This window comes from Luteimicrobium album, assembly GCF_030161555.1.
In the GTDB taxonomy this organism is placed as follows: Bacteria; Actinomycetota; Actinomycetes; order Actinomycetales; family Cellulomonadaceae; genus Luteimicrobium; species Luteimicrobium album.
Genome location: NZ_BSUK01000001.1, coordinates 1371326 through 1389361 on the forward strand (window position 1 = coordinate 1371326; position 18036 = coordinate 1389361).

Genomic DNA, 18036 nt, shown 5'->3' on the forward strand with positions numbered 1-18036 from the left:
AGACCCGACCGCAGGACGTGCCCGGCGTCGTCGGCGACGCCCGCGAGGAGCTCACGCCGCTGCAGCTCGCCCGCTCGCAGGTAGTCGAGCGGGATCCGCGCCAGCTCTCCCGGGCCACGGCCGACCCGACAACGCCCGGAGGCACCGCGGGTGCGACGTCGGGCAGGACGAGCGGCGCCGTGGTCGCGACGGCGTGGTTGGCACGCCGGTCCGGGGTGTCCGCGTGGACGGTCGCGGCGAGCTCTTCGGTGGTCCGCACGGTTCCTCGAGCCCCGACGTACGCCGGGTGTCACGCGTCGACGTCGACCACTCGTGCAGCGCGTCGGCGACCACCTCGGTGCCGTCGTCGAAGGTGACCCGGTAGCACGGCCGTCCGACGAGCACCTCGGTCGCCCGGACCACGTGCGTGGGGGTCCCGTCGGCGGCGAGCAGCTCGTCCCCCACCTGGACGTCGCCCATGGTGGTCCAGCCGGTCGGCGTGGGGAGCGGGGTGTCGAGCGCGAGCGCCTTGCCGATCGCGGGTCGGGCCGCGACGACGATCATCTGCCCGGGGTGCAGTCCGTTGGTGAGCCGGTCGAGGTCGGCGAACCCGGTGGGGACGCCGACCATGCCCTCGCCGCGGTGCCCGGCGGCCTCGATCTCGTCGACCGTCGGGCCGAGGATCTCGGCGAGCGGGACGTAGTCCTCGCTCGCCCGACGCTCCGTGACCGCGTACACCTCTGCTTGCGCGTTGTTCACGATCTCGTCGACGTCGCCGCCGTCGGTCGCGTAGCCGAGCTGCACGACGCGCGTACCGGCCTGGACGAGGCGGCGCAGGATCGCCCGCTCACGGACGATGCGCGCGTAGTAGCCGGCGTTCGCGGCGGTGGGCACGCGGGAGATCAGGTCGTGCAGGTACGGCGCACCCCCGACCCGCTGGAGCTCGCCGAGCTTCGTGAGCTCGGCGACGACCGTGATCGCGTCCGCGGGCTCGCCCCGCCCGTACAGGTCGAGGATCGCGTCGTAGATCGTCTCGTGCGCCGGACGGTAGAAGTCGGTGCCGCGGATCTCCTCGACGACGTCCGCGATCGCGTCCTTGGAGATGAGCATCGACCCGAGGACCGACTGCTCGGCGGCCACGTCCTGCGGGGGCGTGCGGTCGAACCCGCCACCGGGCGCCGCGTCAGGAGCGTCGTAGCCTGCCTCGAGCTCGTCGATCGACATACGCCGCGTCCCCTCCTCGTCCGTGCCGCACGGTCTGCGCGGATACGAACACCTGTTCTACTCCGTACCCCTGACAGCCGCGGAGCCGGTCCGGCACCACGGTCCCGCTGCGGGAGCCTCCGCGAGAGTAGGCGCACCGCCGACGACGCACAAACGGACCTGTGGACGGCGGTGTGGACAACCTGGGGACAGTCACCCGAGCGCTGTGCACAGGCCGTGGACAAGGCTGTGGAAAACACGCGAGTTGTCCGTTCTGGCTGTCACAGAATCCCAGAACTGCAACGTTCGTTAGCCTGTGGAGCTGTGGACGGAAATCTCTCGCGCGACACGCCGCAGCACACCGGCGGCGCGCCCGCCCACTCCCGCACCCTCGACCGCCAGATCCTCGCCCTCGCGGTCCCGGCCCTCGGCGCCCTCATCGCGGAGCCGGTCTTCGTCCTCGTCGACAGCGCTGTCGTCGGTCACCTCGGCACCGCGCAGCTCGCAGCCCTTTCCGTCGCGTCGACCCTTCTGACCACCCTCGTCGGCCTCTGTGTCTTCCTCGCCTACGCCACCACCGCCGCCGTCGCGCGCCGGGTCGGCGCCGGCCACCGGCGCGAGGCGCTCCAGTCCGGCGTCGACGGCCTCTGGCTCGCGGTCGGCCTCGGCGTCGCACTCGGCGCGCTCCTCGCCCTCGTCGCCCCGTGGGCCGCCCACACGCTCGGCGCCGCCGACGACGTCGCCCACTACGCCGCCGTCTACCTCCGCTGGTCCGCGTGCGGGCTCCCGGGGATGCTCGTCGTCCTCGCGTCGACCGGCGTCCTGCGCGGGCTGCAGGACACCCGCACCCCGCTGTGGGTGGCGTCGGGGGCGCCGTCGTCAACGCGGGCCTCAACATCGCCCTCGTCTACGGCGCGGGCCTCGGCATCGCCGGCTCCGGCATCGGCACGGCGGCGACCCAGCTCACCATGGGCGCCGTGCTCTGCACCGTCGTCGTGCGCGGCGCCCGCCGGGAACGCGCCTCGCTCGTCCCGCACGCGGGCGGGATCTGGGCCAACGCGCGCGACGGCATCCCCCTGTTCGTCCGGACCCTCTCGCTCCGGGCCGCGATCCTCGTCACCGTGTTCGTCGCGACGGCGCTCGGCGAGGTCGCGCTCGCCGGCTACCAGGTCGTCAACTCCGTCTGGGGGTTCGCCGCCTTCGCCCTCGACGCGCTCGCCATCGCCGCCCAGGCCCTCGTCGGGCACCGCCTCGGCGCGGGCGACGTCGCCACCACCCGCCGCGTCCTGCGCCGCACCCTCCAGTGGGGCGTGGGCGCGGGCGCCCTGCTCGGCGTCGTCATCGCGGGGAGCGGCTGGTGGTTCGCACTCCTGTTCACCCAGGACCACGACGTCCGCGTCGCCATCGCCGTCGGGATGGCCGTGTGCGGGCTGCTCATGCCCATGGCGGGGTGGGTCTTCGTGCTCGACGGCGTCCTCATCGGCGCCGGCGACGGCCGCTACCTCGCGTGGGTCGGGGTCTTGACGTTCGTCGTCTACGTCCCGGTCGCGCTCGCCGTCCGGGCCTGGGCGCCCGACGGCGCAGCCGGCCTCGCGTGGCTGTGGTTCGCCTTCGCGGGGGTCTTCATGGCGGCCCGGGCGCTGACCACGGGGTGGCGCGCCCGCGGCACCGACTGGATGCGCACCGGCGCCTGAATCCCCTCCCGCAGGCGCCGACGGCGCAGCGCCCCAGGGACGACGAAGGCCCGGCCCCCACGACGTATGTCGCGGGAGGCCGGGCCTGTCAGAGCGCGAGGCTCAGGCGGCCACCACGGTGACCTTGACGTTCGCCGACACCTCGGGGTGCAGGCGGACCGACACCGTGTAGGTGCCCGTGGCCTTGATCGGCTGACCGATCTCGACCTTGCGCTTGTCGAACGCCGGGAACCCGGCGGTCTTGGCGGCGTCGACGATGTCGGTGGTGGTCACCGCGCCGAACAGGCGGCCCGACTGGCCCGCCTTGGCGGAGACGACGACCGGCTTCGACTGCAGCGAGTCGCGGATCGCCTTGGCGTCGTCGAGCGACGCGATCTCGCGGGCCTTGCGGGCCTTGCGGATCGCGGAGACCTGCGACTCGGCGCCCTTGGACCACGCGGTCGCGAGGCCGCGGGGCACGAGGTAGTTGCGGGCGTACCCGTCCTTGACCTCGACGACGTCGCCGGGCTCACCGAGGCCGGTGACCTCGTGCGTGAGAATCAGCTTTGCCATGGTTCTGTCCTTCCCTGTCCGGCCGTCAGCGGGCGGTCGACGTGTAGGGCAGCAGGGCCATCTCGCGCGCGTTCTTCACGGCGCGGGCGATCTGGCGCTGCTCCTGGACGGAGACGCCGGTCACGCGGCGCGCGCGGATCTTGCCGCGGTCCGAGATGAACTTGCGGAGGAGAGCGACGTCCTTGTAGTCGACGGTCTCGACCTTGGCGGTCTTCAGCGGGTTGGACTTCTTCTTCGGCTTGCGCACCACAGGCTTGGCCATGGTGTTGCTCCTTCGTGTACTCCCGGACCGTCCGCGCGCCGTCGCGACGACGGCGGTGCGTGGAGACCGGGTTCTCGTGTAAGGGGTGCGGTGGGGCTAGAAGGGCGGCTCGTCCGAGAACGAGCTCGACGACGACGCAGGGCCCGCGGTCGCCCACGGGTCGTCCTGCGGCGCCCCACCGGAGGAGGAACCGAAACCGCCGGACGACTGACCGCCGCCGAAGCCACCACCACCGCCGCCACGCGACGCGCGCGTGACCTTGGCCGTGGCGTAGCGCAGGGAAGGACCGATCTCGTCCACCTGCAGCTCGACGACGGTGCGCTTCTCGCCCTCGCGCGTCTCGTAGGAACGCTGGACCAGGCGGCCGGAGGCGATCACGCGGGTGCCCTTGGTGAGGGACTCGGCGATGTTCTCCGCGGCCTCCCGCCAGATCGAGCAGCGCATGAACAGCGTCTCGCCGTCCTTCCACTCGTTCGACTGGCGGTCGAAGGTGCGGGGCGTGGACGCCACGGTGAAGTTGGCGACCGCGGCGCCCGACGGCGTGAACCGCAGCTCGGGGTCACCCGTGAGGTTGCCGATCACCGTGATGATGGTCTCGCCTGCCATGCCTGCTCCTTCGGTCGGTCGTTCCCGTTGCGGCGATGCTGCCAGGTGTCGCCCACATCCGCGAGGGTGTGGCGCGGTCCGGCTTCACCGTCCGAGAGCGTGATGCTCGTCGGTCTCGGTTCCGGACTCAGTCGGCGTCGGTGCGCAGGACCTTCGTCCGCAGGACGACCTCGTTGAGGCCGAGCTGGCGGTCGAGCTCCTTGGCGGTGGCCGGCTCCGCGGTGAAGTCGACGACGGCGTAGATGCCCTCGGACTTCTTCTTGATGTCGTAGGACAGGCGACGACGGCCCCAGATGTCGACCTTGTCGACCGAGCCGCCGTCGGTCGTCACGACCGAGAGGTACTTGTCGAGAGACGGAGCAACGGTGCGCTCCTCGATCTCGGGGTCGAGGATGACCATCAGTTCGTACTGACGCATGTGTGAACCCACCTCCTGTGGTCTTTGCGGTCACGGTCCTTCCGTGACAGGAGGGTCTGCGTCTGCCGCGCACGCGACGCCGGACGGATGCCCGGGCGCACGCCCCGGGGATCCGGGCGCACGGCAACGCTCCAGAGTACCGGGAGGCACCGCCGGATCGGAAATCCAGCGGTGCCTCCTCCGGGTGCGCGGCTCAGCCGTCGTCGCCGCCCCGGCCGCCGTCCTTGCCACCACCGGACTGCCCGCCGCTGGGCCCTTCCGTGGCGGGTGGCGTCGTGGGAGGGGGCTGCCGCCGCCTGACTGGTCAGGACCGCTCGACACGACGATCGTGACGGTCGAGCCCTGGTCGACGATGGCACCCTCGCCCGGGTTGACGCCGATGACGACACCCTGAGCGACGGAGTCGGAGGGCTGCTCCACCACCACCGCCTTGAGGCCGGCACCGTTGACGGCCGCCTGGGCCGCGTCGGAGGATCCCCCGACGAGACCCCCGGCACCTGGGTCGTCGCCTTGGGCTCGGGGCCCTGCGAGATGACGACGAGGACCGTCGTCCCCTGGTTGACGGTCGAGCCCTCACCCGGCGAGACGCTCATCACGACGTCCGGGGCGACCGTGTCGGAGTACTGCTTGGTCACGGTCGGCTTGAGCCCGGCGTTCCGGATCGCCTGCCGTGCCGCAGCGACGTTCTGCCCCACCAGACCCTGGGGCACCTGCGTGGCCTGGTCCTGCGTGGGCTCGTCGGTCGGTTCCTCGGTCGCCGTCTCGGTGGGCGTCTGCGTCGCCGTCGGCGTCCAGGTGGACATGGTCGGGTCGTACTCGGGGAACTGCTCGACCGGCATGTCGGCGGTGATCGCCTTCATGTACGTCGTCCACAACGCGACCGGCCACGAGCCACCGGTCATCGTGTAGCCGCGCTGCTTCCACCAGCCGAAGGGCGTGATGGTGTCGTTGCCCCCTTCTTGGTCGCCTGCCAGTTGCCGACGGCGGTGGAGACCTGCGGGGTGAAGCCCACGAACCAGGCGGCCACGTTGTCCTGCGCCGACCCGGTCTTGCCGGCGATCGGCCGCCCGACCACCTGGGTCGGGTTCTGGTAGGTGTCAGGCAGCGTCTTGGCGGTGCCCTTGGTGGGGACGTCCTGCATCGCGGAGACGACGCCGTTCGCGACCTCCTCCGAGAGCACCCGCTTCTGCTTGGTGGGGCCCTGGTAGACGACGTCGCCCTCGGAGTCGGTCGCCTTCTTGATCACGTGCGGCGTGGTCTTCAACCCGCCGGAGGCGAAGACGGCGTACGCACTGGCCATCTGGAGCGCCGAGACCGAGTCGGTACCGAGCACGTTGGCGTAGTTGTCCTTGACACCCTTGATGCCGAGCCGCTCGGCCATCTCCTGGGTGCTCTTGGGGCCGATGTCGACGTTGAGATGCGCGAACACCGTGTTGACCGAGTTGTAGTAGCCCTCGCGAAGCGGCTCGTTCGCGAAGCCCTCGCCCTCGAAGTTGGCGATGGGCTTGGTCGGGTTCCACTCGGGGATGATCTGGTCTTTCCGACCGTCGAACGTCTGGTCGAGCGAGTAGCCCTGCTCGAGCGCGGCGGCGAGCGCGAACGTCTTGAACGTCGATCCGGCCTGCGCTGTCGCGCCGTTGATGCCGTCGAACCCGGACGCAGACGCGTTGTACTGGGTCTTCAGGTAGTCCGGCCCGCCGTAGATCGCAAGGATCGAGCCGTCGGACGGGTCGACGGTCGCCAGCCCCTGCCCGAAGCGCTTGTCCGCGTCTTTGGGCGTCGTCTTGATCTGCGCGACGGCCTCGTCCTCCATGGGCTTGTCGATCGTCGTGACGATCTTCATGCCCTTGGTGTCCATCTGCTCGTCCGTCATTCCCGAGGCGGTGAGCTCGTGGCGGACCATGTCGATGAGGTAGCCCTTCTGGCCGGACAGCGCCTTCGACACGACGACCTTCTTGGTCTTCGGGAGACCGGCCTTGAGCGCCTTGTCCCGCTCGTCGGCCGTGATGTAGCCGTCCTCGGCCATGAAGTTGACGCACCGTTCCCAGCGCTGCGTGGCGGTCGCCTTGGCATCGGCGCCCTTGGCGGGGTCCCAGTTGGACGGCGACGGGATGATGCCAGCGAGGAACGCGGCCTGTGACGGCGTCAGCTTCTTGGCGGTCGTGCCGAAGTACTGCTCGGTCGCGGTCTCGATGCCGTACGCACCACGACCGAAGTAGATGGTGTTCAGGTAGTCCTGGAGCACCTGGTCCTTCGGGGTCTCCTTCGAGACCTTGATCGCGGTGAGGGCCTCCTTGAACTTGCCGACGTACCCCGTCGTCGAGCCCGTGTGGAAGTAGCGCTCGACGTACTGCTGCGTGATGGTCGAGCCACCCGCCTGACGCCCCCCGACGTTCTTGAGGTTCGTCACGAGAGCGCGCGCGATGCCCTTGGGGTCGACGCCCGAGTTCTTGTAGAACGAGCGGTCCTCGGACGCTACGACGGCCTGGCTGACGTAGTCCGGAAGGTCGGTGAGCTCGACGATCTTACGGTTCTGGTTCTTGTAGGGGTCGTCGGAGTCCTGAAGGCTCGACGACGACCGGAGGGTGCCGATCACGGTCTTGCCGTCCGCGTAGTACACGGTGGACGTCTGGAGCTTCGTGTAGGCGGCGGCTTGCGGGATCTTCGTCGTCGCGTACGCGGCGACCACGACGCCGACCCCGAGCGCGAACACCCCGAGGAACGCCCCGACGACCACGCGCCACGACGGCAGCCATCGGCGAAAGCTCTTCACGTGGTAGCGCGGGTAGTTGACGTGGCGACGCCAGCCCGTGCGCGGGTTCCCGCGCTTGATGGCGGCCCGGCTCCCTGCGGCAGCGCCCTTGCTCGCCGACGACGTCGTCCGGCCACCGGCACCCGGACGACCGGTCGCGGAGGTGCCCCGGCGGGCGGAGGTGCGCGACGTCGTCGGGCGCGTGGCGCTCTGGCGGACCGGACCGCGCGCAGCACCGTCGGAGCCGGTGGTGCTGCTGAAGTTCGGACGGCCGGGGAGGCCGCCGTTCGCGTCGCCTGCGGAGCTCACGCTCTGCCTCTCGTCGGACGGTCAGGACACTGCTGACGCGGCGGTCGCGGTCACCGACCGCACGCCACGCCCCTCGGAAGAATAGGCGGTCACCCTTCGTCCGGACCGGACCGGACGGTGCCGCGAGCCGATGCTTCGCCACAGTTGCCCGCGCCGTCCGCCGGACCTTCACAAGCCGTCGCGAAGCACGGGTGTTTGCATCGAGGCATCGACTCGACGTAACCTCCCGATGTATCAACTCGATACATCGACTCTGATTTCCGAGGGAGGTGCCCGCATGCGCAGCCGATCCGACGTGCTCGAGACCGCCATCCTGGGCCTCCTCAAGGAGTCGCCCCTGCACGGCTACGAGCTGCGCAAGCGGCTCAACCTCGTGCTCGGGTCCTTCCGTGCCCTGTCCTACGGCTCGCTCTACCCGGCCCTCAAGTCCCTCGTGACCCGTGGCCTGATCGTCGGGACCGACAGCGCCGAGGCGAACACAGCGCACCTCGCGCCCGCGCTCGCCGGCAAGCGTTCCCGCATCGTCTACGAGCTGACCGCCGAAGGCAAGGAGCACCTCCAGACCCTCCTCGCGCAGGCCGGGCCTGCCGCATGGGAGGACGAGAACTTCGACGTCCGCTTCGCCCTCTTCGGGCAGACGGACGCCGACACCCGCCTGCGGATCCTCGAGGGCCGGCGCTCCCGGCTCACCGAGAGGCTCGAGGCGGTCCGTGAGTCCACCAACCGGTCTCGCGCACGCATGGACGAGTACACGTGGGAGCTCCAGCGCCACGGTCTCGAACAGGTCGAGCGTGAGGTCCGCTGGCTGGACGGGCTCATCACCGCGGAACGCGACCGTCGTTCGCGACCGCACTGACGAGCCGCCCCGGACCACCCGGTCCGCAGGCAACCCAGCAAGCCGACGGCGAACGTCGCCCCGGCACTTGAGAAGGTAAGGAGCGAGGATGTCCTCCATCCGCGTCGCCATCGCAGGCGTCGGCAACTGCGCGTCGTCCCTCATCCAGGGCGTCGAGTTCTACAAGGACGCCGCCCCGGACTCGACCGTCCCGGGCCTCATGCACGTCCAGTTCGGTGACTACCACATCTCGGACGTCGAGTTCGTCGCCGCGTTCGACGTCGACGCGAAGAAGGTCGGCTTCGACCTCGCCGACGCCATCAACGCGTCCGAGAACAACACCATCAAGATCACCGACGTCCCGCCGACCGGCGTGACCGTCCAGCGTGGCCCGACCTTCGACGGTCTCGGCAAGTACTACCTCCAGACCATCGAGGAGTCCGACGCCGCCCCCGTCGACGTCGTCCAGGTCCTCAAGGACAACAAGGTCGACGTGCTCGTGTCCTACCTCCCGGTGGGCTCCGAGGAGGCCGACAAGTTCTACGCGCAGGCCGCGATCGACGCGGGCGTCGCCTTCGTCAACGCGCTCCCCGTCTTCATCGCGTCCGACCCCGAGTGGGCCGCGAAGTTCGCGGCCGCGGGCGTCCCGATCGTCGGCGACGACATCAAGTCGCAGGTCGGCGCCACCATCACGCACCGCGTCATGGCCCGCCTGTTCGAGGACCGCGGCGTCGTGCTGGACCGCACGTACCAGCTCAACGTCGGCGGCAACATGGACTTCAAGAACATGCTCGAGCGCGAGCGTCTCGAGTCCAAGAAGATCTCGAAGACGCAGGCCGTCACGTCGAACCTCTCCGGCCCGCTGGCCGGCAAGAAGGACGACAAGAACGTCCACATCGGCCCGTCGGACTATGTCGCCTGGCTCGACGACCGCAAGTGGGCGTACGTCCGCCTCGAGGGTCGCGCGTTCGGCGAGGTGCCCCTGAACCTCGAGTACAAGCTCGAGGTCTGGGACTCCCCAACTCGGCCGGCATCATCATCGACGCCGTGCGCGCCGCGAAGATCGCGAAGGACCGTGGGGTCGGTGGCCCGATCCTCTCCGCGTCGACCTACCTCATGAAGTCCCCGCCCGTGCAGACGGAGGACACCGAGGGTCGCGCGCAGCTCGAGGCGTTCATCCGCGGCGAGCGGGAGCGCTGAGCCTTCCCGCTCTGCAGCACCCTTCGAGGGCCCGGCACGGTCGAACCGTGCCGGGCCCTCGGGCTTTGGCGGCGAGTGCGTCGTGCACCCGTAGGCTGTGCCGGTGGTACCCGACGAGCCGCCGACGGACACGGCCAAGAGCACCGTGCTCACCGACCTGCGAGACCTCGGCCGCCTCGACGGGTTCCGGAAGCTCATGGCCGCGCGCCTCACGAGCCAGCTCGGCGACGGCATGTTTCAGGTGGGCCTCGCAAGCCTCTTCTTCTTCTCCGCGACCACGTCACCGAAGGGCGTCACGGCCACGCAGGTCGCCGCCGCGTTCGCGGTGATGCTGCTGCCGTTCACGATCGTCGGACCGTGGGCCGGGGTGTTCCTCGACCGGTGGCGCCGCCGCCAGGTGCTGGTCTACGGGAACCTGGTGCGGCTGGTGCTGGCGGTCGCGCTGACGGCCGTGATGGCGTCGTCGGGCGTGAACGTCGCCGTGTACGTGCTCGCGCTGACGGCGCTGAGCGTCAACCGGTTCCTGCTGTCGGCGTTCTCGGCGTCGCTGCCGCACGTGGTGCCGCGCAGCCACCTCCTCACCGCGAACGCGCTCGTCCCGACGCTCGGCTCGATCGCCGCGGGCGTGGGCGGCGCCGTCGGGTTCGTGACGCGCCTCGCCCTGCCCGACGGACGCGCCCAGGACGCCGGGGCGCTGGCGTTCGCCGCGCTGGCGTTCGCGACCGCGTCGCTGCTCGCGACCCGGTTCGCCCGGTCCGACCTGGGACCGGAGGTCCTCCGCAGCCGCGACGAGCTGCGCACCGAGCTGGCCCGGACGGGGCGCGACCTCGCCGACGGCGCGCGCTACCTCCTGGCCCGCAGGACGCCGGCGCAGGGCCTCGGCATCGTCTTCGGGACCCGGTTCCTGTACGGCATGGTCTTCATCGCGTGGCTCCTGCAGTGCCGCAACCTGCTGTCGGACCCGTCCGACGTCGACGGCGGCGCCGTGAAGTTCGCGTCGGTGCTCGGCGCGACCGGCCTCGGCTTCGGCCTCGCCGTCGTCCTCACGCCGACGCTCAGCCGGTACACCGGCCCGCAACGCTGGATCGTCCTGTGCCTGAGCCTCGCCGCGGTCGCGCAGGGGATCACCGTGCACGTCGCGCTGCCCACGATCCTCGTGGCGTCCGCGCTCCTCGGGCTCGCCGCGCAGGGCGCGAAGATCGCCGTCGACACGATCGTCCAGCGCGACGTCGACGACGCCTTCCGCGGGCGGGCGTTCTCGCTCTACGACGTCCTGTACAACGCCGGCTTCGTGGGTTCCGCCGCGCTCGCCGCCGCCACCCTGCCCGACGACGGCGACGCCCCGGGCGTCCTGGTCGCCATGGCCGCGGCGTACGTCGTGCTGGCGGTGGTGCTCGGCAGATGGGGTGCGCGCACGGCGTCACCGGTCGACCCGTCGGCATGGGGAACCCGCGCCGACACGGCCTGAGGATCGGGTTCAGTCCTCCGACGGCGGGTCCGCGAGCGGCCAGCCCGCGGCCGCGAGGACGGCCCGCACCCGGGCGACGTCGCGCTCGAGAGGCTCCTGCGCCGTCGTGCGGGCGACGAGGTCCTCGATCGCCTCGTGGGTGATCGGGCCGCGGTCGTGCTGCTGGATCACGGCGACCGCGACGTCCTCGACCTCCTGCTCCGTGAGGGTCCGCCGCAGCAGCGCGAACAGAGGCACGTAGTCGTGCTCCGGGACGCCCGCGGGGTAGCCCTCGCGCAGCCAGCCGACGACGTTCGCAACGCGGGACGGCACGCTCAGCTCCTCACGATCAGGACGATGCCACCCACCACGGCGGCCAGCACGACCACGAAGCACACGACCGCCGTCACCGTCCCGAGCACGCGCCGCGGGGGCGCGAGTGCGACGTCTGAGCCGTCCCCGCCGGCGGACCCGCGCTCCTCGATCCGGCCCTCGGCCTGGAACACGCCCCGCAGGCCCAGGGCGAACAGGGCGGGGAGGCCCGCGCCCACGAGCACGCTCGCGAGCACCACCTGACCCAGCGCGGACCAGTCGACGTAGGAGCTCATCGCGTCCCTCCTCGGGTCGCCGTCATGCGGCGGTCGCGGGCTGCGGCGCCGGGATCCCGGCGTCCCACTCGTCGTTGACGTTGTCGTGGCTGACGGGCTTGCGCCGCGCCGCCCACCAGAACCCGGCGCACGCGACGACGAGGGCCGCCAGGACGACCGCGTCGCCGAGCCCACCCCCGATGCCGTGCTGCACGAAGTACGCCACCGCGCCCACCGCGCCGGAGGCCGGCAGCGTGATCACCCACGCGGAGACGAGCCGCCCTGCGACGTTCCAGCGCACTGCGTCCCCCGCCCCAGGCCGGAGCCGAGGATCGAGCCCGACGCGACGTGCGTCGTCGACAGCGGGTAGCCGAAGTGGCTCGACAGCAGGATCACGGCGGCCGACGACGTCTCCGCGGCCATGCCCTGGGGCGGCTGGATCTCGATGAGGCCCTTGCCGAGGGTTCGGATGACCCGCCAGCCGCCCAGGTAGGTCCCCATCGCGATGGCGACGCCGCAGGCGAAGACGACCCAGAGCGGGACGCCCGAATCCGCGGGCACTGCGCCGCCCGCGATCAGCGCGAGCAGGATGATGCCCATCGTCTTCTGCGCGTCGTTGGTGCCGTGCGCGAGCGAGACGAGCGACGCGGAGCCGATCTGGCCCCAGCGGAAGTCCCGGGTGCGGTTGCGCTCGGGCACGTCGCGCGTGATCCGGTACACGAGCCAGGTGCCGATGCTCGCGACGAGCCCGGCGGCGACCGGTGCGACGAGCGCCGGCACGATCACCTTCGACACGAGCCCGCTCCACACCACGCCCGACGTGCCCGCGGCAGCGAGCGCCGAGCCGACGAGACCGCCGATGAGCGCGTGCGACGAGCTCGACGGGATGCCGAGGTACCAGGTGGCGAGGTTCCAGACGATCCCGCCGACGAGCCCGGCGAACACCACGGGCAACGTCACGACGCCCTGCTCGACGATGCCCGACGCGATGGTCGCGGCGACGCTGAGCGAGAGGAACGCACCCACGAGGTTGAGCACCCCCGACAGGGCGACCGCGAACCGCGGCTTCAACGCACCGGTCGCGATGGACGTCGCCATCGCGTTGCCCGTGTCGTGGAAGCCGTTGGTGAAGTCGAACGCGAGCGCGGTCAGCACCACGACGACGAGGAGACCAGTGTCCACGCCTCCAGGTTGGCCCCCTTGACGGCATACTGTCAGTGCACCGGGACAGAGTTCACCGACTGTTCAGCACGCGGTCACGGTCCGTCGTCGGCGGAGCAGCGGCGCCCAGGCCTCAGGCCGCGCCGGGCGCCTCGTACCAGGCGGGGTCGAGCCTGCGGTTGTCGTCGCACCAGCGGCACAGGGCGTCGTCGCCGTCGCGGAGCGTCTCACCGCAGTCCCGACAGAACTCGCCCGCGGCCGCGGCGTCCGGGACCAGGGCCGGCGCGGCGACGGGTGTCGAAGCCCGTTCTCGTTCGTCAGCAGCCAGAGCGCTCATCCCGGGACCCTTCCTTCCGTCGTCGTCTAGGTGCCCCACCACCGAGCATGCTCCCGGAGGCCGCCCACACGGCCGCGGCGCGCCCGCGGGCGGCAAGATCCAGCGGAACCTGTCAGGACCGCGCGGCCCACCACGCAAGCAGCTCCTCGCGCGACGCATCCTCTCCGATCGAGCCGCGGTCCATGCGCAGCTCCATGAGGAACCGGTACGCCTGCCCCACGACCGGACCCGGGCCGATGCCGAGGATCTCCATGATCTGCTGGCCGTCGAGGTCGGGCCGGATGCGGGCCAGCTCCTCCTCGCCGCGCAGCCGCTCGATGCGGCGCTCGAGGTCGTCGTACGCCTCGGAGAGCCGGCGCGCCTTGCGGCGGTTGCGGGTCGTGCAGTCGGCGCGCGTGAGCCGGTGCAGGCGCTCGAGCAGGGGGCCGGCGTCGGTCACGTAGCGGCGCACCGCCGAGTCGGTCCACGCGCCGTCGCCGTACCCGTGGAAGCGCAGGTGCAGCTCGACGAGCCGCGAGACAGCCTTGATCGTCTCCTTGTCGTACCGCAGGGCCTTGAGTCGCTTGGCGGTCTGCTTCGCGCCCACGACCTCGTGGTGGTGGAAGCTGACCCCGCCGCCGGCCTCGAAGCGCCGCGTCGCCGGCTTCCCGACGTCGTGCAGGAGGGCCGCGAGGCGCAGGACGAGGTCGGGTGCGGGGACCGCGCCCTCGGGGCCGGTCTCCAGGTCGATCGCCTGCTCGAGGACGGTGAGCGTGTGCTCGTACACGTCCTTGTGGCGGTGGTGCTCGTCGATCTCGAGACGCAGCGCCGGCAGCTCCGGCAGGACGTGGTCGGCGAGCCCCGACGCGACCAGCACCTCGAGGCCCGCGCGGGGGTTCCCCGACAGGAGCAGCTTGTCGAGCTCGTCGCGCACGCGCTCCGCCGAGACGATCTCGATCCGGTCGGCCATCCCCTGCGCCGCCTGGAACGTCGCGTCCTCGACCGTGAACCCGAGCTGGGCCGCGAACCGAGCCGCCCGCATCATGCGCAGGGGGTCGTCGTCGAACGACCTCTCGGGCTCGATCGGAGTCCGCAGGATCCTGCCGGCGAGGTCGCCGAGGCCCCCGTGCGGGTCGACGAAGACCAGGTCGGGCACCCGCACGGCCATCGCGTTCACGGTGAAGTCGCGGCGCGACAGGTCGCCCTCGAGCGAGTCCCCGAACGCGACGACGGGCTTGCGCGTCACGTGGTCGTAGGCGTCCGAGCGGTACGTCGTGACCTCGACGACGACGTCGCCCTCCGCCCGGCCCGCGCGGCCACCGAAGCGCTTGGCCCCGATGGTGCCGAACGCCTTGCCGATGTCCCAGTGCGCGTCGCCCCAGGCGGACAGCAGCGCGAGCGTCTGGTCGGGCGTCGCGGAGGTCGCGAAGTCGAGGTCGTTGCTGGCCCGGCCGAGGAAGGCGTCACGGACCGGTCCGCCGACCAGGGACAGCTCGTGGCCCGCCGCCCGGAACATGGCGCCGAGCTCGATCGCCGCGGGCGCGAGCTCCGTCAGGACAGCGAGCGCACGGCGCTGCAGCTCGAGCTCGTCGGGCGTGGGGTTCGGCACGAGGGTCAAGCCTACCGAGTGGGTGCCGCTGCACGACGGCCGCCCGGCCGCGTCGATGACCGACCCCAGCGAACAAGGTCGGTAAAGTTGATCCATGCCCACGCCCGCACCACCCCCAGGACGTCAGGGCATCCCGACGCCGCCCGGTGGGCACGCGCTGTGGGTCGACCCGGACGAGCTCCGTCAGGTGCACGTGTCGCCGTCGGCGTCGCTGCCCGTCTCCGAGGAGATCTCGGCCGGGGGCCTCGTGGTCGACGACGACGACGTCCCTCGCGCCGCGGTGATCGCCCGGCGCAACCGCGGTGGACGGCTCGAGTGGTGCCTGCCGAAGGGTCACCTCGAGGGCGACGAGACGCCCGAGGAGGCGGCCGTCCGCGAGATCCGCGAAGAGACGGGTATCCAGGGCACGGTCGAGAGCCACGTCGGGACCATCGACTACTGGTTCACGGGCGACGACCGGCGCGTCCACAAGGTGGTGCACCATTTCCTGCTGCGCGCGGTCGGCGGCATCCTGACGGTCGAGGACGACCCCGACCAGGAGGCGGAGGCAGCGGCGTGGATCCCGCTCGACGAGCTCGAGTCCCGTCTGGCGTACCCGAACGAGCGGCGCATCGCCCACGCGGCCCACGAGGCGCTGCGCGGACGGCCCACCTGGACGCACGTGAGCTCGAGCATCACGACGCACCGCGCGTCGGACGCATGAGGCGTCGGCACGCCGAGCCCGGGCGGGCCACCCGGGCGTCGGCGAGGGCGGTCCTCGTCGGCGTGCTCGCCACGCTGCTCGCCGGGGCCTTTCTCGCGACGGCCGCGACGGCGGCACCCGCGCACGTCCCGACGACGACGGCAGCCGCCGCCAAGAAGGCGGTGACCGCGACCCTGGTGCGCATCAGCCCGCAGGTCACGCGCCCCGGCGAGGACGTCGCCGTCACGGTCGAGGTCCACAACGGCACCACGAAGACCGTCGCGGAGCCCCGCGTCTCGCTGTCCCTCAGCCGGGTCCGCCCGTCCACACGGGCCGACGTCGACGCGTGGGTCAAGGCGGCACCGACCGAGGATGTCGGCGCCGTCCTGGCGGGCCAGGACGCGCCGGACGCGCTCGCACCCGGGGCCACCTGGCGCGCGACGGTCACCGCGAAGGCCGACACGATCGGCCTGACGGCCGTCTGGGGCCCACGCCCCCTCGCCGTGACGGTCACCGACGGCGAGGGCTCGTCGCCGACGACGGCGCCCCGGCTCGCGGTCCTGCGCTCCTTCCTCCTCTGGTACCCCGTGGGCGCCGAGGGGGCGGCCGCGTCGTCGGAGACCGTCACGCCCGTGAACCTGTCGATCGCCGTCCCGCTCACCGGCCCGGCCGTCGAGCCCACCGACCCCGACGCTCAGACGACCGGCGACGACGCGGGGTCGGACAGCACCAGCTCCGACGGCACGGCTGCTGCGACGTCGTCTGCCGCCGCGGCCGCGCTCGACGCCGCGACGTCGGGCCGCCTGGCGCACGTCGTCGACGCGACCGCCGCGGCCGACGGCGTGACCTGGGTCGCGGACCCCGCGCTCGTCGCGTCGGCCTCCCGCTCGAGCGGGTCGGCCGCGTGGGCCCGCGAGGTCTGCGCCGCCGCCAAGGCCCGCGACACCTACCTCCTGCCCGCGTTCGACGCCGACGTCGCCGCCCTCGCGCACGCCGGCCACGACGTCCCGCGCGGGTCGGCGTCCGCGACCACCGCGCGCTGCGGCACGTCCGAGACCGGAACGGACCTCCGGCACGCCTGGAACGACGGTCTCGCGTGGCCGGCCACCGGGACGCCGGACAAGGCCACGTACGCCGCGTCCGTGCGCTCCGGGCGCTCCCTCGTCGTCGCGCGGGGCAGCGAGGACGGGCCGCTCTCCCCGGTCACCCCGACGGCGACCACGCCCGACGCCGTCACGACCGTCGACACCCCGGCCGGGGACGCCACGGCGCTGGTCGCGGACGACCAGCTCAGCGACCTCCTCGCCCGGACCCACGACACCGCCGAGGCGATCCAGCTCGTGCTCGCGCAGACCGCGGTGATCGCGCGCCAGGCCGACTCCGACCCGACGGAGGCCGCCCAGCTCCTCGCGACGCTCCCCCGCAGCTGGGACCCGGACCCCACGACCGCGGGCACCGAGCTCGCCGCCCTCGACGACGCGCCGTGGATCGCACTTCAGCCCCTCAGCACCCTCGCCAAGGCCCAGCCGGACGACGTGGTGCGCCGGGCGCCCGCCGCGTCGTCGGCGTCGGACAAGGAGCTCGACCCGGAGTCCGTGGACGCGCTGCTGAGCGCACGCTCGTCCGTGGGACGGTTCGCGACGGTCGTGGAGGACCCCCAGGCCGTGACCGCCCCGATCGAGTCGGACACGCTCGCGCCGCTCGCGGTCGCCTACCGGGCCGACGCCGAGGCCCGCGCCCACGCCGTCCGCTCCGGCCTCGACGCCGCCCGCGCGGTGACGGCGAGCGTGTCCGTCGTCGGGGGCAGCACGCTCAACATCATCAGCGCGCAGGGCGACCTCCCGGTCACGGTCCGGAACAGCCTCGACCAGCCCGCGCGCGTGCGCGTCGAGCTCCATTCGACCGACCCCAAGCTCAAGGTGCTCAAGACGCCCGAGGTGACCGTCGCGGCGCACGACAGCCAGACCGTCGGGGTGCCCGTGCGCGCCATCGGGAACGGCAACGTGTCCGCCTACGTCGAGCTCCTCACGCCGTCCGGCAGCACCATCACGACGGCGCCCGCGTTCGACGTCCGGGTGCGCGCGTCCTGGGAGACGGTCGCCACGACCGTCATCGTGGTGCTGCTCGGGCTCGGGCTGGTCGCAGGGATCTGGCGTACGGTGCGTCGTGGACGGTCGAGCGCCCGTGTGACCCGCGCCCAGGCCCCCGAGGCCGAGGTCGCGGGCACGCCGGAGGCCACGGGTCAGGTCCCCGTGGCGCCGCCGGCACCCGGTAACGTCCCTCCCGGCCCGCCCCCGCACGGGCTCGGCACCCCGCCCCCAGCGCCCCACGATCCCGCACGCCACGACACGGAGGACCAGCCATCGGACCCCGCCACGCCCGCAGGCCGCAGCGGTCCCGCCTGAGCGGGTCCGCGCCGGCGCG

At 72.1% G+C, this 18036-nt stretch carries 14 protein-coding genes and 5 pseudogenes; 6 read left to right on the forward strand and 13 right to left on the reverse strand.

The annotated features are described in order from the left end of the window. Positions 1–51: 51 nt before the first annotated feature. Positions 52–1203: a DnaB-like helicase N-terminal domain-containing protein gene (locus QQK45_RS07005; protein ID WP_284292648.1), complete on the reverse strand. Its 1152-nt coding sequence runs from the start codon at positions 1201–1203 to the stop codon at positions 52–54. A 381-nt stretch (positions 1204–1584) separates the two neighbouring features. Here QQK45_RS07005 and QQK45_RS07010 point away from each other — a divergent pair. Next, positions 1585–2876 (forward strand): annotated as a pseudogene (locus tag QQK45_RS07010) (MATE family efflux transporter). A gap of 102 nt (positions 2877–2978) precedes the next feature. On the opposite strand, the gene rplI reads toward QQK45_RS07010, so the two are convergent. The 7 genes and pseudogenes from rplI to QQK45_RS07040 form a co-directional block, all read right to left on the reverse strand. Beyond that, complete coding sequence (gene rplI, locus QQK45_RS07015) at positions 2979–3428, reverse strand: 50S ribosomal protein L9 (RefSeq protein ID WP_284292649.1); 450 nt, start codon at positions 3426–3428, stop codon at positions 2979–2981. A gap of 25 nt (positions 3429–3453) precedes the next feature. Next, positions 3454–3690 carry a 30S ribosomal protein S18 gene (rpsR, locus tag QQK45_RS07020; protein ID WP_284292650.1) on the reverse strand — a complete coding sequence of 79 codons (237 nt, stop codon included), beginning with the start codon at positions 3688–3690 and terminating at the stop codon, positions 3454–3456. Positions 3691–3786: 96 nt separating this feature from the next. Next, complete coding sequence (locus QQK45_RS07025; RefSeq protein ID WP_284292651.1) at positions 3787–4296, reverse strand: single-stranded DNA-binding protein; 510 nt, start codon at positions 4294–4296, stop codon at positions 3787–3789. Between the two features lie 127 nt (positions 4297–4423). Next, a complete protein-coding gene (rpsF, locus tag QQK45_RS07030; protein WP_036955255.1) occupies positions 4424–4714 on the reverse strand; it encodes a 30S ribosomal protein S6 in 291 nt (96 codons plus the stop codon). 30 nt (positions 4715–4744) lie between these two features. Further along, positions 4745–5188, reverse strand: a pseudogene (locus tag QQK45_RS23045) (PASTA domain-containing protein); the annotation flags it as partial. A 110-nt stretch (positions 5189–5298) separates the two neighbouring features. Continuing rightward, positions 5299–5616, reverse strand: a pseudogene (locus QQK45_RS23050) (PASTA domain-containing protein); the annotation flags it as partial. Next, positions 5613–7775 carry a transglycosylase domain-containing protein gene (locus QQK45_RS07040; RefSeq protein ID WP_284292653.1) on the reverse strand — a complete coding sequence of 721 codons (2163 nt, stop codon included), beginning with the start codon at positions 7773–7775 and terminating at the stop codon, positions 5613–5615. The pseudogene QQK45_RS23050 and the gene QQK45_RS07040, both read right to left, overlap by 4 nt. 277 nt (positions 7776–8052) lie before the next feature. On the opposite strand from QQK45_RS07040, the gene QQK45_RS07045 reads away from it, so the two are divergent. The 3 genes and pseudogenes from QQK45_RS07045 (at position 8053) to QQK45_RS07055 (ending at position 11278) form a co-directional block, all read left to right on the forward strand. Next, complete coding sequence (locus tag QQK45_RS07045; protein ID WP_284292654.1) at positions 8053–8631, forward strand: PadR family transcriptional regulator; 579 nt, start codon at positions 8053–8055, stop codon at positions 8629–8631. An 88-nt stretch (positions 8632–8719) separates the two neighbouring features. Further along, positions 8720–9810 (forward strand): annotated as a pseudogene (locus QQK45_RS07050) (inositol-3-phosphate synthase). 103 nt (positions 9811–9913) lie between these two features. Further along, positions 9914–11278 carry an MFS transporter gene (locus QQK45_RS07055; protein ID WP_284292655.1) on the forward strand — a complete coding sequence of 455 codons (1365 nt, stop codon included), beginning with the start codon at positions 9914–9916 and terminating at the stop codon, positions 11276–11278. A gap of 9 nt (positions 11279–11287) precedes the next feature. Here QQK45_RS07055 and QQK45_RS07060 read toward each other — a convergent pair whose 3' ends face one another. The 5 genes and pseudogenes from QQK45_RS07060 to QQK45_RS07080 form a co-directional block, all read right to left on the reverse strand. Beyond that, positions 11288–11590 (reverse strand): DUF3349 domain-containing protein, encoded by a 303-nt coding sequence (locus QQK45_RS07060; RefSeq protein ID WP_284292656.1) that lies wholly within the window; start codon positions 11588–11590, stop codon positions 11288–11290. A gap of 2 nt (positions 11591–11592) precedes the next feature. Then, the gene (locus QQK45_RS07065; protein ID WP_284292657.1) at positions 11593–11865 is read right to left on the reverse strand and encodes a hypothetical protein; all 273 of its coding nucleotides are present in this window, start codon (positions 11863–11865) and stop codon (positions 11593–11595) included. Positions 11866–11887: 22 nt separating this feature from the next. After that, positions 11888–13026 (reverse strand): annotated as a pseudogene (locus tag QQK45_RS07070) (inorganic phosphate transporter). A 112-nt stretch (positions 13027–13138) separates the two neighbouring features. After that, positions 13139–13342 (reverse strand): hypothetical protein, encoded by a 204-nt coding sequence (locus QQK45_RS07075; RefSeq protein ID WP_284292658.1) that lies wholly within the window; start codon positions 13340–13342, stop codon positions 13139–13141. Between the two features lie 112 nt (positions 13343–13454). Continuing rightward, positions 13455–15026, reverse strand: coding sequence for a CCA tRNA nucleotidyltransferase (locus QQK45_RS07080; protein WP_431310245.1), 1572 nt, complete (start codon positions 15024–15026; stop codon positions 13455–13457). Between QQK45_RS07080 and QQK45_RS07085 the strand changes: the two genes are divergently transcribed. Then, on the forward strand, positions 15025–15633 hold the full coding sequence (locus tag QQK45_RS07085) for an NUDIX hydrolase (protein WP_284292660.1): 609 nt from the start codon (positions 15025–15027) through the stop codon (positions 15631–15633). The two genes, QQK45_RS07080 and QQK45_RS07085, sit on opposite strands and share 2 nt — an antisense overlap. After that, entirely contained in the window at positions 15630–18017 is a 2388-nt protein-coding gene (locus QQK45_RS07090) for a DUF6049 family protein (protein ID WP_284292661.1), read from the forward strand. Before QQK45_RS07085 ends, QQK45_RS07090 begins: the two co-directional genes overlap by 4 nt. The last annotated feature ends 19 nt before the right edge of the window (positions 18018–18036 follow it).